The sequence below is a fragment of the Pseudomonas sp. RW409 genome, from assembly GCF_003184125.1.
Taxonomy (GTDB): domain Bacteria; phylum Pseudomonadota; class Gammaproteobacteria; order Pseudomonadales; family Pseudomonadaceae; genus Aquipseudomonas; species Aquipseudomonas chlororaphis_I.
This window is the reverse complement of the sequence record NZ_QHHP01000033.1, coordinates 130877-144838: the sequence shown is the minus strand read 5'-3', so window position 1 is coordinate 144838 and position 13962 is coordinate 130877. Positions and strand designations below refer to the sequence as shown.

The following is a 13962-nucleotide window of genomic DNA, read 5'->3' as shown; positions in this document are numbered from 1 at the left end:
GGTGGCGGAGGAGGGACTTGCACCATGGTCACCTTAGTCACCTTCGGAGGCTCCTCAACTACCGGCTGCTTGGCCTCGATCAGGCTCAGCAACGTGATACCCAATGCAACCGCCAGCACAGCCAGGCCGATAGCCGCCGGCATCGACAGGTGATGGTCGACATGATGGTCGTCAGAGGCCCACAAGGCCCCTCGCCGTACGTTGGGGGTCAGGTCGTTCATCAGTTTTGCGTCGCCAGGCCAATAGCACTGATACCGGCAGCGCGTACCAGATCCATTGTGTGCACGATGCTTTCATATTGGGTGCCACGATCGCCGGCGATCACTACATCCAGTTTTCCGCTGTTCTGCATCTCGGTGAGCCGGCTCGTCAGTTGCTCGTCGCTGATGGGCTGGCCATCGACAAACAAGCCACCGTCGTTGGCGACGCCGATATTGAGCGTTACCGACTCGATTGCTTCTTGCGAGGAAGACTGCGGCAACTCCAGGGTAATGCCCGTGCCCTGGATCATCTCGATCATGATGAGTACGAAGAACACCAACAGAAACATCATCACGTCGATCATCGGAATGATTTCGATGCGGGCTTTCTCTTCATGTCCGAGATAGTTTGATCTCTTGCTAGCCATGATTATTTCTCCGAGTGGCGTAGGTATTAATCAACCCTTGGCCAAGCGCCCAACCAGCATGGACTTGATCAGTTCCATCTGATTGACGACCAGGCGGATACGCTTGTTGAAGTGATTGAGAAAAATCACGCAGACGATGGCGATGCATAAACCGACAGCGGTGGCGACCAGTGCATGGGCAATAGGCCCGGTTACCGAACTGACTTTCTGCGATGTATTGGCCGCCAATACACTGAATACCTGGATCATGTGAATGATGGTACCGAGCAGTCCAAGCAGCGGACCTAAAGTTACACAGGTATCCAGTACCCACAGATTGCGATCCAGTCGCGGAATCTGAATCATGATGGTTTCATCGATATCCCGCTCCAGCGCCTCTTCGGACTTGCCGTGAGACTCCACCGCGGCCAATACCAACTTGCCTTGGGCACTTTTACTGTAGTGATCTGCAACTTTCTTGACGTCGGCCAGGTTGTCCTGGTCTACCCGCTTCAAATCCAGATCAAGACTTTGTCCCAGTTTGATACTCGTACTGAAGAAGAAGTAGCGTTCGATGATCACGGCGATCCCGATGATGAATACCACCACCATCAGGGGAATGAGCCCCCAAGAGTCTTTGGAGTACTGAATGACATCTTCTAACATGTGAAATCCTTCATTAACGTTGAGATACATGCTCGGTAGCGGGTACTGGACCGGCGTTGCGAGGCCTTGGTGCAGGTGCTCGACACGCCTCTGTGGAGGGCCAGGTGGAACGAGCGAAGGGGTCTTTGCAAAAACCTGACCAACAGTTCAGCTTAAACCTTTCAGCATGTATAAAATCTTCGAAAACAGCTCTAAATCGGCAATTTTGGCTGAGAAAGAATGGTTTCTTCCTGACGAGCGGTTTGGGTCGGGACAAACGGCTTGAGATCGATTTTCAATACGTGGCGGCAGGGACCTTTGTATCCGCCCCAACATGAAACGCCTCGCACCGTTTTGTGTCCGTTACTCGGCGTCAGGATTCGGATACAAGGGCTGGCCTGTCGCTGGAAGTGCTTGAAAACAGGCTCAATATCTCGAAATGAAGCTGTCCTCATCAGCCTGGATGACCGGGTGTTCGGCTGCCTGCAAGGTCGTACCGGTATGAAGGGCTCGCCTGCTTGAAGCAGGGATCTGCGGTCTCTCCGATACAGTGCGCAGGGGGGGAACCGGGCGAAACTTGATCGGGCCGTGGCTGAAGATTCCATAAGCCGTGGTCGGGGCCTTTCGCTGGTCCGGTTGTTCTGGGCAAAGGTCAATCTTGTTGACTGCATGCATGCCCCTGGCTTTCGTTCTGATAAATAAAAAACCGGCGATGAATGACTTCGCCGGAAAAGACATCCTTGTCTGTGGAGGAGAACTCTTCACTTCTTGGGCAAGAAGTGAAATCGAATAAAAAAGTCGACAACAGTTACCCGTGTCGACATAAAGCACAGCCTGCTACTTCATCAATAGCCTGCAGTGCTAGGAGTCCGGCCACTTGGGAGATAAGCCGGAAATCGGTGGAGCCGATGCTGGAATACATAGGCAGGACTCAGATCTTTCTATATGACCGATTTCTGCATTGGGGACAGATAATCTTGTAATAGATAATCCAGTCTTTCTTTAGCCTGAGTGCTCATGCGACGAGTGATAGCCCGGGCGATTAATGCACTTCTTCAAGTGTAAGAAAACAAATGGTTCTGCCTGTGAATATCGTGTGTGGTTACTTCAGTTGAGTGAAAAACCTGTCTGTTCAAAGTGTTCGTCAGCCGTCGAAATTAAAATGGAACTCACGTCCAAAAAAACTAACCTTTGGGTCAGCTTAATCGTTTAAGCAGAAAGCGGGCCAACTTCCCGGGAGGGGCCGGAATAGAGGGTTTCCGGGCGAAAAGCAAATGACCTTGGCCGCGGATTCAGGGATAAGCGGTTGCTATTCGGCAGTCGAGTGGCTGTTTCCACTTGTGGCTGCGCACTCAAGCGGCGCCTGGTGCGCGGGTTTGGGGCGCCATTCATCCATCCTTGTCAGGCAGGAGTCATGCACGTTGGGTGATAGGGACTGCCAGCCCTTTCTGATGGCTGTTGCCTGGGCCAGGCCGGGGGCTGAGGGGAGGTGTTGCGAGGTGGGGGCATGGGCTGTCAGGCAGCCCATGCCGATAGTGAAAAGTCTTCGATCAGTGACCTGCCTGCCACGGCTGCCCCAGCGACACCGGCGCATACAGGCGGGTGCGCAGCGCATCGCGGGACAGCAGCACCAGCACCAGGATGGTCGCGGCATACGGCAGCATCGCCAGCAGGTTCGAGGGAATCGCCAGGCCCAGGCCCTGCGCCACCAGATGCAGGATGCTGGCGAGGCCGAACAGGTAGGCGCCGAGCAGCAGGCGCCATACTCGCCAGCTGGCGAACACCACCAGCGCCAGGGCGATCCAGCCGCGACCGGCGCTCATGTTTTCCGCCCACATCGGTGTGTAGGCCAGGGACAGGTAAGCCCCGGCCAGGCCGGCCATGGCACCGCCGAACAGCACCGCCAGGGTGCGTACCCGCAGCACCGGCAGGCCCATGGCGCTGGCCGCGTCGGGGTTTTCGCCGACCGCCTGGATGATCAGGCCGACCCGGCTTTTCAGGATCACCCAGGCCACCCCGGCGAACAGGGCAAAGGACAGGTAGACCAGCAGGTCCTGGGCAAACAGCATGCGTCCGATCAGCGGGATCTCGCTCAGCAGCGGAATCGCCATGGGCTCGAATCCGGCCAGGGGTTTACCGACCCAGCTGGCGCCGACGAAACTCGACAGCCCGACACCAAAGATGGTCAGGGCCAGGCCGGTGGCCACCTGATTGGCGTTGAACACCAGCGCCACCAGGGCGAACAGCGATGACAGCAGCATGCCGGCGAGCATCGCCAGCAGCACGCCGAGCCACAGGTTGCCGCTGTTCAGGGCGACGATAAAACCGATCACCGCGCCAAACAGCATCATGCCTTCCTGGCCGAGGTTGAGGACGCCGCTCTTTTCGCAGATCAGTTCGCCCAGGGCCACCAGCAGCAGCGGCGTACCGCAGCGGATCATGGCGTAGAAAATATTGCTCAACAGATCGATATCCATCACAGCGCTCCTGCCTGTACGGAAGGGTTGGCGGCGCGACGTGCCCAACGCAGGTTCAGGCGTGGCCGATAGAGAATCAGCACGTCACTGGCCAGCAGGAAGAACAGCATCATGCCCTGGAACAACTGGGTGATGGCTTGCGGCAGGTTGAGGCTCATCTGCGCGTTCTCGCCACCGATGTACAGCAGCGCCATCAGCAGGCTGGAAAACAGAATACCGATGGGGTGCAGGCGGCCGAGAAAGGCCACGGTGATCGCCGCATAGCCGTAGCCGGGCGACACCTGGGGCACCAGTTGGCCGATGGGGCCGGTGACTTCGCACACCCCGGCCAGACCGGCCAGCCCACCGCTGATCAGCAGCGCCAGCCAGATCAGGCGTTTCTCGCGAAAACCGACGAAGCCGGCGGCGCGTTTGTCCAGGCCCAGCACCTTGATCTGGAACCCGACGAAGCTCTTTTGCAGCAGCACCCACACCGCCACCAGGGCCAGCAGGGCGAAATACACCCCGGCATGCACCCGGCCATCTTCCAGGAGCAGCGGCAGGCGGCTGGCATCACCGAACATCGCCGACTCGGGGAAGTTGAACCCGGCCGGGTCTTTCAGCGGCCCGTGCACGCAGTACAGCAGCAGGTTCAGGGCGATGTAGTTGAGCATGATGCTGGTGAGGATTTCATTGGCATTGAAGTGCGTGCGCAACCAGGCGGTGAGGCCGGCCCAGGCGGCGCCGGCCAGGGTGCCGGTGAGCAGGATCAGCACCAGCGCCCAGCGGCTTTGCAGGTCGATGATGTGCACCGCCAGCGCGCTGCCGGCCAGGGCGCCGAGCAGCAATTGGCCTTCGGCGCCGATGTTCCAGATCCGCGCCTGATACGCCACGGCCAGGCCGAGGGCACAGAGCAGGATCGGCAGTGCCTTGACCAGCAGTTCCGAGACGCCATACAGGTCGCTGATCGGGGCGATCAGCAAGGTGTGCAAGGTTTCCAGCGGGTCGTGGCCCAGGGCGATGAACAGCAGCGAGCCGCAGCCCAGGGTCAGGACCGCGGCCAGCAGCGGCGAGCACCAGAGCATCAGGCGCGATTGCTGGCCGCGGGGTTCGAGAGAAAGCAGCATAAATAAAGAGCTCCGTTACGCGGGCTGAGCAGATAAGTGGACGGGAGTATCGAACTGGCCGGCCATCCAGCCGCCGACCTCGATCAGGCTGGTGTCCGCGGTGGCCTTGAGCGCCGACAGGCGACCGCCGCACAGGGCCGCCAGGCGATCGCTGATCTGGAACAGTTCATCGAGGTCCTCGGAGATCACCAGGATCGCCGCCCCCGCATCGCGCAGGGCCACCAGGGCCCGGTGGATAGTCGCGGCGGCGCCGACGTCGACGCCCCAGGTCGGGTGCGCGGCGATCAGCAGCCTGGGGTGCTGGAGGATTTCCCGGCCGAGGATGAATTTCTGCAGATTGCCGCCGGACAGGCTGCGGGCGGCGGTCTGGCTGTCCGGGGTTTTCACCGCGAAGCGGCGGATGATGTCTTCGGCCAGGGCCAGCACCTTGTCGCGCTGGATCAGGCCTTTGCTCACCAGCCCTTGCTGGAAGGCGGTCAGCAGGGCGTTGTCCGCCAGGCTCAGTTCCGGCACGGCGCCGTGGCCCAGGCGCTCGGCCGGGACGAACGCCAGGCCCAGCCCGCGGCGGGCGTCGGGGCGCAGGTGGGCGACGGCTTGCCCGGCGAAGCGCAGGGTGGCGCCTTGGGCGCGGCCAAGGCGCTGTTCGCCGCTGAGCAGGGCCAGCAGTTCGTCCTGGCCGTTGCCGGCGACCCCGGCGATGCCGACGATTTCCCCGCTGCGCACGTCCAGGTCGATGTCCTTGAGCGAGCAGCCGAACGGATCCGGGTTGGGCCAGGACAGCTTCTGGACTTGCAGGAAGGCGTCGCCGCCCTTGGCCTTCGGGTAATCGGTGATCAGGCCCGCGGCTTCGCCGACCATCAGCCGCGCCAGTTCCTGGTCCGAGCATTGCGCGGGTATGCAGTGCCCGGCCACCCGGCCGCCGCGCAGCACCGTGGCGCTGTGGCACAGGGCGCGGACTTCGCCGAGCTTGTGGCTGATGAACAGAATGCTGCAGCCTTCGCTGGCCAGGCGGCGCAGGGTGACGAACAGTTCGTCGGCCTCCTGGGGCGTCAGCACCGAGGTTGGTTCGTCGAGGATCAGCAGGCGGATGTCCTGCATCAGGCAGCGAATGATCTCCACCCGCTGGCGCTCGCCGATGGACAGGCTGTGCACCAGGCGTTCCGGCTCCAGGGCCATGCCGTAGCGCTGCGAAACCTGGCGGATCTTCGGCTCCAGCTGCTTCGGCGTGCCGGCTGCGGCGCCCATGGCCAGGGCGATGTTCTGCGCCACGCTCAGGGTCTCGAACAGCGAGAAATGCTGGAACACCATGCCGATCCCCAGGCTGCGCGCCTGGGCCGGATTGCGCATGAGCTGATGCTGCCCCTGCCAGATCAGCTCGCCCGAGTCGGCCTGGGTTACCCCGTAGATGATCTTCATCAGGGTGCTTTTGCCGGCGCCGTTTTCACCGAGCAGGGCATGGATCTCCCCGGGCTGGATGCTCAGGTCGATCCCGTCGTTGGCCAGGCAACCGGGATAACGCTTGGTGATCCTGCGCAGTTGCAGGCGGGGTGTTGCATCGGGGATGGGTACAGGGTTTGGCATGACGGACTCGGGTTGCTGAACGTTATGCCGGTGGACAAAGCAATTTCCTGGCCAGTGAGTCAGGAAATTGCCAGGGCCCCGATGAACTGCGGCCTCGTGCCCCCTTTGCTCGTTCCCTGCACCTGCACTTGGCACCAGTTCAGGGCAAGGTGCTTGAAAAGGCTGCGGTTTACCCGAACGAGACTGGTCGAAAAATGATCAGGTGCCTGCAAGCCTTGCCGTATCGGCGGCTGGCGCAGCCTTGCACGGGTTATCCACAGCTTGCTCCACAGTATTTGTGTGCAAGCCCAAAGGTCGGGCATAAGCACTGTGTGGCTTTCTTCTAAAAGCGATAAACCGAGCTAACTTACTGTTTTAACTTGAAAAATATGTTTTTGATGAGCAATTGGACGAAAAGTGAGCAACCGCCGCAAAGCCACGTTGCAAAAGGGTTACAGGCGAGTGTGCTCAGGTTATCCACAGCCGGGTGCACAGCAGGTGTGGGCAAGTCGGCTATCCACCGGGCCATTGTGCACAGGATGATTTCCAGGCGTGGGTGCGTATTGGTGCACTCAGCGCTGCAAGAAGATGCGCCCGCGGCTCAGGTCGGCCAGCTGGCTTTGCAGGGTGGCGATCTGGCTTTCACCCAGGGCCAGTTGCAGTTCCACGCCGTTGGCCGTGAACTGCTCCTCGACCAGCAGCCCGCCGAGTTCGGCGAGCCGCAGCTTGACCAGGGCCAGCTCGCTGAAGCTGCAGGCGCAGCGCAGGGCTACGCGGCTGATCAGTTCGATGCGTTCGGCGCCTTGCAGGCACTTGTTGGCGCTGCCGCCATAGGCTCGGGCCAGGCCGCCGGTGCCCAGTTGAATGCCGCCGTACCAGCGAATCACCAGTACCGCGACCTGATCGCAATCCTGGGCCTCGATGGCCGCGAGGATCGGCCGGCCGGCAGTGCCGCCAGGCTCGCCGTCGTCACTGCTGCGGTATTGGTCGGCGAGTTTCCAGGCCCAGCAGTTGTGGGAGGCGTTGAGATCGCTGTGCTGTTCGATAAAGGCCTGGGCCTCGGCCGCGCTGTTGATCGGTGCGGCGAGGGCGATAAAGCGGCTTTTGCGAATCTCTTCGCGGTATTCGCAAAGGCCGGCGAGGGTAAAGGGCATGCGCTGTGTTCTTTATAAGGCAGGCTTGAGGCCGCAACCCTTGAGGATGATGCGGATCAGGTTGTTGCCGGCGTCTTCCATGTCCTGCTTGGTCAGCTTGCTGCGACCGGTGACGCGGCAGATCTGGGTGGCGAAGTCGGCGTAATGCTGGGTGCTGCCCCACAGCAGGAAGATCAGGTGCACCGGGTCCACCGGGTCCATCTTGCCGGCGTCGATCCAGGCCTGGAACACCGCGGCGCGCCCCTGGAACCAGGCGCGGTAGTCCTGGCTGAAGTATTCGCTGAGGCATTCGCCGCCGCTGATGATCTCCATGGCGAATATCCGTGAAGCTTGCGGCTGGCGTCGGGAGAACTCCATCTTGGCGCGGATGTAGCGGCTCAGCGCTTCGGCCGGATCGTCCTCGGCGGTCAGGGTGTTGAAGGTGCTGTCCCACAGCTCGAGGATGTTGCTCAGCACCGCGACATACAGCCCAAGCTTGTTGGTGAAGTAGTAGTGCAGGTTGGCCTTGGGCAGGCCGGCATTCTGCGCGATGGTGTTCATGCTGGTGCCTTTGAAACCGTGACGGGCGAACTCGTCTTCGGCGGCCTTGATGATCGCTTCTTCGTTTTTCTGGCGAATACGGCTGGCGGGCTTGGCGGTTTGAGGACCGGCGTGGGCTGGGACTTCAAGGGTCATAGGCGTTTCCGAGCTGTTCTGTGGGTGCAACCAGTGCGTTGATAGCGCACCCACAAGCCTCAGACAAGTCTTAATGGGCAGAAAACCCTCAAAGCGGTTCCAGGGTGTCGCTTTCGCGAGCCGGATTTGCGCTACGCAGCGCGGCCCGGTCTTCCGGCAGCAACAGGCACATGAGGATCGCGGTCAGGCCGCCGCTGGTGATCGCCGAGTCGAACAGGTTCTGCACCACCTTGGGCAACAGGTGCAGCAGGTTCGGTTGCGCCGCGATCCCCAGGCCGACGCCGAAGGAGGTGGCGATGATCAGCATGCTGCGCCGGTCCAGCGGTGCCTGGGCGAGGATGCGCACGCCGGCCGCGGCGACGCTGCCGAACATCACCAGGGTCGCGCCGCCCAGCACCGGCTTGGGGATTTGCTGCAGCACCGCGCCGATCAGTGGAAACAGGCCCAGGCAGAACAGCAGCAGGCCGATATACAGCCCGACATGCCGGCTGGCCACGCCGGTCAGCTGAATCACCCCGTTGTTCTGGGCGAAGGTGGTGTTGGGGAAGGCGCTGAAGGTCGCGGCGATCATGCAGCTGACGCCGTCGCCGAGGATGCCGCCCTTGAGCCGGCTTATATAAGAAGGGCCGCTGATGGGCTGGCGGGCGAGCATGCAGTTGGCGGTCAGGTCGCCGACGGTTTCGATGGTGCTGATCAGGTAGATCAGCGCCACGGGCAGGAACGCCGTCCAGTCGAAGCTGAAGCCGAAGCGGAAGGGCGTCGGCAGGCTGACCAGCGGCAGGTCGGGCAACGCCTGGGGCACCAGCTTGCCGCTGAACCAGGCGGCGAGGCTACCCAGGGTCAGGCCGATGATGATTGCCGACAGCCGTACCCAGGGCGTGTTCGAGCGGTTCAGCAGGATGATCGTCAACAGCACGAACAGCCCCAGCGCCAGATTGCCTGTGGCGCCGAAGTCCGCGGCATTGAAGCCGCCGCCCAGGTCGGTGATGCCGACCTTGATCAGGCTGACGCCGATCAGGGTGATCACGATGCCGGTGACCAGCGGCGTGATGACCCGACGCAATTGGCCGATGAAGCGGCTCAGGACGATCTGCACCGCCGCGCCGAAAAAACATACGCCGAAAATCATCGCCAGGATGTCTTCCGGGCTGCCGCCCCGTTGCTTGACCAGAAAACCCGCGGACAGCACTGCGCCGAGGAAGGCGAAGCTGGTGCCTTGCAGGCAGATCATCCCCGCGCCGATCCCGAATGGCCGGCGCGCCTGGATGAAGGTGCCGACGCCGGAAACCATCAGCGCCATGCTGATCAGGTAGGGCAGGTAGGTGCCCAGGCCCAGGGCCGAGCCGATTACCAGCGGCGGGGTGATGATGCCGACGAAGCTCGCCAGCACATGCTGCAGGGCGGCGAGTATCGCGGCGAGCGGTTTCGGGCGATCGTCGAGGCCGTAGATCAGATCGCTTTGGCGGGAGGTGTCTGGCTGCATGGACTGGAAACTCAGGGCTGACGGTTCAAGGTCTTCGTGCCCTGCAAAAAGCTGTCCAGGTGCTCAGGTTATTGTGCGTTATCGCCGCTGTAAGCCAATGAATGTGAGGCTTTGATGGCGTCTTCTGTTTTTTCAGCGGGTGGCTGCCAGGCTGTCCAGGAAGCTTTCCAGCACCAAATGGGGGCGACGGCCCTTGCGTGTGACCGATGCCAGGCTCAGGTCATAAAAGCGTGAAGCGGGTTTGAGCGCGCGCAGTCGCCCCTGCTGGACCCAGAGGCTGGCGTAGTGGTCCGGCAGGTAACCGATGTAGCGTCCGGTCAGGATCAGGAACGCCATGCCTTCGCGGTCCGAAGCGCTGGCGGTGCAATTGAGCGCCTGGTAATGGGCCTGGATCTCGGCGGGCAGGCGGAAAGTCGGGGCGATGGCGTCCTGCTCGTTGAGGCGCCGATCGTCCAGCTGCTTGTCGTCGACATAAAACAGCGGATGGCCGACGGCGCAGTAAAGCAGCGAGCGTTCGCTGTACAGCGGCTGGTATTCCAGCCCGGACAAGGCGCTGGCCTGGGGCACCACGCCGACATGCAGGCGACCGTCGAGCACCCCTTGTTCGACTTCGTTGGGGGCGATCATGCGGATCTGGATCTGCACGTCCGGCCCGCGTTCCTTCAGTTGAGCCAGGGCATGGGTGATGCGCATGTGGGGCAGGGTGACCAGGTTGTCGGTCAGGCCGATGATCAGTTCGCCCCGCAGGTGACGGTGCAGGCCGTTGACCTCGGTGCGAAAACTTTCCAGGGCACTCAACAGTTGCAGGGCCGATTGATACACCTCGCGACCCTCTTCGGTCAGCGAGAAGCCGGCGCGCCCGCGTTGGCACAGGCGCAGGCCGAGGCGTTGCTCGAGGTCGCTCATCTGCTGGCTGATGGCCGAGCGACCGATGCCGAGCACGGTTTCCGCGGCGGAAAAGCCACCGCACTCGACCACGCTGCGAAAGATCCGCAGCAGGCGGATATCAAAGTCGCTGACTTGCGCCAGCGGGTCGGCGCGACGGCTGCTCATAGTTTAGTGAACCACTGACTGAAGGTTATAAAAGTTGGATTTCACCGACTTTATAGCCGTGGCAACTTAGCTGCAACAACGCTTTCCGATCCCTGCGCCGCTTATTGCCCTGCGAGGTTTTGCCCCATGAACATGCATGAAAACGCTCCAGCTTCCCTGGCCAGCCAGCTCAAGCTCGATGCTCACTGGATGCCCTACACCGCCAACCGCAACTTCCAGCGCGATCCACGTCTGATCGTCGCCGCCGAAGGCAGCTGGCTGGTCGACGACAAGGGCCGCAAGGTTTATGACTCGCTGTCCGGCCTGTGGACCTGTGGTGCCGGCCACACCCGCAAGGAAATCCAGGAAGCGGTGGCCAAGCAACTGGGCACCCTCGATTACTCGCCGGGCTTCCAGTACGGTCACCCGCTGTCGTTCCAGCTGGCCGAGAAAATCACCGCGCTGACCCCGGGCAACCTGAACCATGTGTTCTTCACCGACTCCGGCTCCGAATGCGCCGATACCGCGGTGAAAATGGTGCGCGCCTACTGGCGCCTGAAAGGCCAGTCGACCAAGACCAAGATGATCGGCCGTGCCCGTGGCTATCACGGCGTGAACATTGCCGGCACCAGCCTCGGCGGGGTCAACGGCAACCGTAAACTGTTCGGCCAGGCGATGATGGATGTCGACCACCTGCCGCACACCCTGCTGGCAAGCAACGCGTTCTCTCGCGGTATTCCGGAGCAGGGCGGTATCGCCCTGGCCGACGAGCTGCTCAAGCTGATCGAACTGCATGACGCCTCCAACATCGCCGCGGTGTTCGTCGAGCCGCTGGCCGGTTCCGCTGGCGTGCTGGTGCCGCCACAGGGTTACCTCAAGCGCCTGCGGGAAATCTGCGACCAGCACAACATCCTGCTGGTGTTCGACGAAGTGATCACCGGTTTTGGCCGTACCGGCAAGATGTTCGGTGCCGACAGCTTTGGCGTGACCCCGGACCTGATGTGCATCGCCAAGCAAGTTACCAACGGTGCGATTCCGATGGGCGCGGTGATTGCCAGCTCCGAGATCTACCAGACCTTCATGAACCAGCCGACCCCTGAGTACGCGGTGGAATTCCCCCACGGCTACACCTACTCGGCGCACCCGGTGGCCTGCGCGGCCGGCCTGGCGGCACTGGATCTGCTGCAGAAGGAAAAACTGGTGCAGAGCGTCGCTGAGGTGGCGCCGCATTTCGAGAAGGCGCTGCACGGCATCAAGGGTGCGAAGAATGTCATCGACATCCGTAACTTCGGCCTGGCCGGTGCCATCCAGATTGCGCCACGGGATGGCGATGCCATCGTGCGTCCGTTCGAAGCGGGCATGGCCCTGTGGAAAGCCGGTTTCTACGTACGCTTCGGCGGCGACACCCTGCAGTTCGGCCCGACCTTCAACAGCAAGCCGCAGGATCTGGACCGTCTGTTCGATGCCGTCGGCGAAGTGCTGAACAAGCTCGACTGATTCCCCAAAACTGTAGGAGCCGAGCTTGCTCGCGATGGCGTACTCATAGGCGCCATCGTGGTTTGGCTCATGTTCAAAGTCATCTATATAGAGCAGGCGCCCCTTGGCGGGTGCCTGTGGACAACTTCAGGAGTTCCCCGATGAGCGTTATCCCGCATTTGATCAATGGTGAACTGGTGACCGAGAGCGGTCGCGCGGTCGATGTGTTCAACCCGTCCACCGGTCAGGCGATCCACAAGCTACCGCTGGCCAGCCGCGAAACCATCCAGAACGCCATCGATGCAGCCAAGGCTGCCTTCCCGGCCTGGCGCAACACGCCGCCGGCCAAGCGTGCCCAGGTGATGTTCCGCTTCAAGCAACTGCTGGAGCAGAACGAATCGCGCATCGCCCAGTTGATCAGTGAAGAACACGGCAAGACCCTGGAGGACGCCGCCGGTGAGCTCAAGCGTGGTATCGAGAACGTCGAGTTCGCCTGTGCCGCTCCGGAAATCCTCAAGGGTGAGTACAGCCGCAACGTCGGCCCGAACATCGATGCCTGGTCCGACTTCCAGCCGCTGGGCGTGGTTGCCGGCATCACCCCGTTCAACTTCCCGGCGATGGTGCCGCTGTGGATGTATCCGCTGGCGATCGTCTGCGGCAACTGCTTCATCCTCAAGCCATCCGAGCGTGACCCGAGTTCGACCCTGCTGATCGCCCAGCTGCTGCTGGAAGCCGGTCTGCCGAAAGGCGTGCTGAGTGTGGTGCACGGCGACAAGGCTGCGGTGGACGCGCTGATCGAAGCGCCGGAAGTCAAGGCACTGAGCTTCGTTGGTTCGACGCCGATTGCCGAATACATCTACGCCGAAGGCACCAAGCGCGGCAAACGCGTGCAGGCGCTGGGCGGGGCGAAGAACCACGCCGTGCTGATGCCGGATGCCGACCTGGACAACGCGGTCAGCGCCCTGATGGGGGCGGCCTATGGTTCCTGCGGCGAGCGCTGCATGGCGATCTCGGTTGCCGTGTGTGTCGGCGACCAGGTGGCCGATGCGTTGGTGGCCAAGCTGGTGCCGCAGATCAAAGCGCTGAAAATCGGTGCCGGCACTTCCTGTGGCCTGGACATGGGGCCGCTGGTCACAGGTCAGGCGCGGGACAAGGTCAGCGGTTATGTCGAGGATGGCGTGAAGGCGGGCGCGAAGCTGGTGGTCGACGGTCGTGGCCTGAGCGTGCCGGGGCATGAAGAAGGCTTCTTCCTTGGTGGCTGCCTGTTCGACAACGTCACCCCGGAAATGCGCATCTATAAAGAAGAGATCTTCGGGCCGGTGCTGTGCGTCGTGCGAGTGAACAGCCTGGAGGAGGCCATGCAACTGATCAACGATCACGAGTACGGCAACGGTACCTGCATCTTTACCCGTGACGGTGAAGCGGCGCGTCTGTTCTGTGACGAGATCGAAGTCGGGATGGTGGGCGTCAACGTACCGCTGCCGGTGCCGGTGGCTTACCACAGCTTCGGCGGCTGGAAGCGTTCGCTGTTTGGCGACCTGCATGCCTACGGTCCGGACGGTGTGCGTTTCTATACCCGTCGCAAGGCGATCACTCAGCGTTGGCCACAGCGTGCCAGCCATGAAGCATCGCAGTTTGCCTTCCCTAGCTTGTAATAAGTAGAAGGGTATTAAAGGCCGCCCCCTTGGGGGCGGCCTTTGCTTTTAAGGGCGTTTTTGATCGATATGACAGATTTGTGAAAATAAGT

11 protein-coding genes and 1 pseudogene are annotated in these 13962 nt (G+C 61.6%); 2 read left to right on the top strand and 10 right to left on the bottom strand.

The window, feature by feature from the left end:
- The 10 genes and pseudogenes from DK261_RS33360 to DK261_RS13715 form a co-directional block, all read right to left on the bottom strand.
- Positions 1-221 (bottom strand): annotated as a pseudogene (locus DK261_RS33360) (energy transducer TonB); the annotation flags it as partial.
- Positions 221-628, bottom strand: coding sequence for a biopolymer transporter ExbD (locus DK261_RS13760; RefSeq protein WP_009046829.1), 408 nt, complete (start codon positions 626-628; stop codon positions 221-223). The pseudogene DK261_RS33360 and the gene DK261_RS13760, both read right to left, overlap by 1 nt.
- 30 nt (positions 629-658) lie before the next feature.
- Positions 659-1273, bottom strand: coding sequence for a MotA/TolQ/ExbB proton channel family protein (locus DK261_RS13755; RefSeq protein ID WP_009046830.1), 615 nt, complete (start codon positions 1271-1273; stop codon positions 659-661).
- A 1529-nt stretch (positions 1274-2802) separates the two neighbouring features.
- Positions 2803-3729, bottom strand: coding sequence for an ABC transporter permease (locus tag DK261_RS13745; protein WP_016703814.1), 927 nt, complete (start codon positions 3727-3729; stop codon positions 2803-2805).
- Complete coding sequence (locus DK261_RS13740) at positions 3729-4835, bottom strand: ABC transporter permease (RefSeq protein ID WP_101281757.1); 1107 nt, start codon at positions 4833-4835, stop codon at positions 3729-3731. Before DK261_RS13740 ends, DK261_RS13745 begins: the two co-directional genes overlap by 1 nt.
- 15 nt (positions 4836-4850) lie before the next feature.
- The gene (locus DK261_RS13735; RefSeq protein ID WP_101281758.1) at positions 4851-6416 is read right to left on the bottom strand and encodes an ABC transporter ATP-binding protein; all 1566 of its coding nucleotides are present in this window, start codon (positions 6414-6416) and stop codon (positions 4851-4853) included.
- A 551-nt stretch (positions 6417-6967) separates the two neighbouring features.
- Entirely contained in the window at positions 6968-7549 is a 582-nt protein-coding gene (locus tag DK261_RS13730) for a YigZ family protein (protein ID WP_009046834.1), read from the bottom strand.
- Positions 7550-7561: 12 nt separating this feature from the next.
- Entirely contained in the window at positions 7562-8224 is a 663-nt protein-coding gene (locus tag DK261_RS13725; RefSeq protein ID WP_009046835.1) for a TetR/AcrR family transcriptional regulator, read from the bottom strand.
- An 88-nt stretch (positions 8225-8312) separates the two neighbouring features.
- Positions 8313-9707 (bottom strand): uracil-xanthine permease family protein, encoded by a 1395-nt coding sequence (locus tag DK261_RS13720; protein ID WP_110175864.1) that lies wholly within the window; start codon positions 9705-9707, stop codon positions 8313-8315.
- Positions 9708-9839: 132 nt separating this feature from the next.
- A complete protein-coding gene (locus tag DK261_RS13715) occupies positions 9840-10760 on the bottom strand; it encodes a LysR family transcriptional regulator (protein ID WP_009046837.1) in 921 nt (306 codons plus the stop codon).
- Between the two features lie 126 nt (positions 10761-10886).
- Between DK261_RS13715 and DK261_RS13710 the strand changes: the two genes are divergently transcribed.
- Together DK261_RS13710 and DK261_RS13705 are read left to right on the top strand one after the other, a co-directional pair.
- Positions 10887-12236 (top strand): aspartate aminotransferase family protein, encoded by a 1350-nt coding sequence (locus tag DK261_RS13710; RefSeq protein ID WP_038630538.1) that lies wholly within the window; start codon positions 10887-10889, stop codon positions 12234-12236.
- 140 nt (positions 12237-12376) lie between these two features.
- Positions 12377-13870: a CoA-acylating methylmalonate-semialdehyde dehydrogenase gene (locus tag DK261_RS13705; protein ID WP_110175863.1), complete on the top strand. Its 1494-nt coding sequence runs from the start codon at positions 12377-12379 to the stop codon at positions 13868-13870.
- Positions 13871-13962: the final 92 nt, after the last annotated feature.

What these genes read in the sequence shown, in the direction of transcription:
- DK261_RS13760 (WP_009046829.1), bottom strand. Translation starts at nt 628, where the DNA reads ATGGCTAGCAAGAGATCAAACTATCTCGGACATGAAGAGAAAGCCCGC.
- DK261_RS13755 (WP_009046830.1), bottom strand. Translation starts at nt 1,273, where the DNA reads ATGTTAGAAGATGTCATTCAGTACTCCAAAGACTCTTGGGGGCTCATT.
- DK261_RS13745 (WP_016703814.1), bottom strand. Translation starts at nt 3,729, where the DNA reads ATGGATATCGATCTGTTGAGCAATATTTTCTACGCCATGATCCGCTGC.
- DK261_RS13740 (WP_101281757.1), bottom strand. Translation starts at nt 4,835, where the DNA reads ATGCTGCTTTCTCTCGAACCCCGCGGCCAGCAATCGCGCCTGATGCTC.
- DK261_RS13735 (WP_101281758.1), bottom strand. Translation starts at nt 6,416, where the DNA reads ATGCCAAACCCTGTACCCATCCCCGATGCAACACCCCGCCTGCAACTG.
- DK261_RS13730 (WP_009046834.1), bottom strand. Translation starts at nt 7,549, where the DNA reads ATGCCCTTTACCCTCGCCGGCCTTTGCGAATACCGCGAAGAGATTCGC.
- DK261_RS13725 (WP_009046835.1), bottom strand. Translation starts at nt 8,224, where the DNA reads ATGACCCTTGAAGTCCCAGCCCACGCCGGTCCTCAAACCGCCAAGCCC.
- DK261_RS13720 (WP_110175864.1), bottom strand. Translation starts at nt 9,707, where the DNA reads ATGCAGCCAGACACCTCCCGCCAAAGCGATCTGATCTACGGCCTCGAC.
- DK261_RS13715 (WP_009046837.1), bottom strand. Translation starts at nt 10,760, where the DNA reads ATGAGCAGCCGTCGCGCCGACCCGCTGGCGCAAGTCAGCGACTTTGAT.
- DK261_RS13710 (WP_038630538.1), top strand. Translation starts at nt 10,887, where the DNA reads ATGAACATGCATGAAAACGCTCCAGCTTCCCTGGCCAGCCAGCTCAAG.
- DK261_RS13705 (WP_110175863.1), top strand. Translation starts at nt 12,377, where the DNA reads ATGAGCGTTATCCCGCATTTGATCAATGGTGAACTGGTGACCGAGAGC.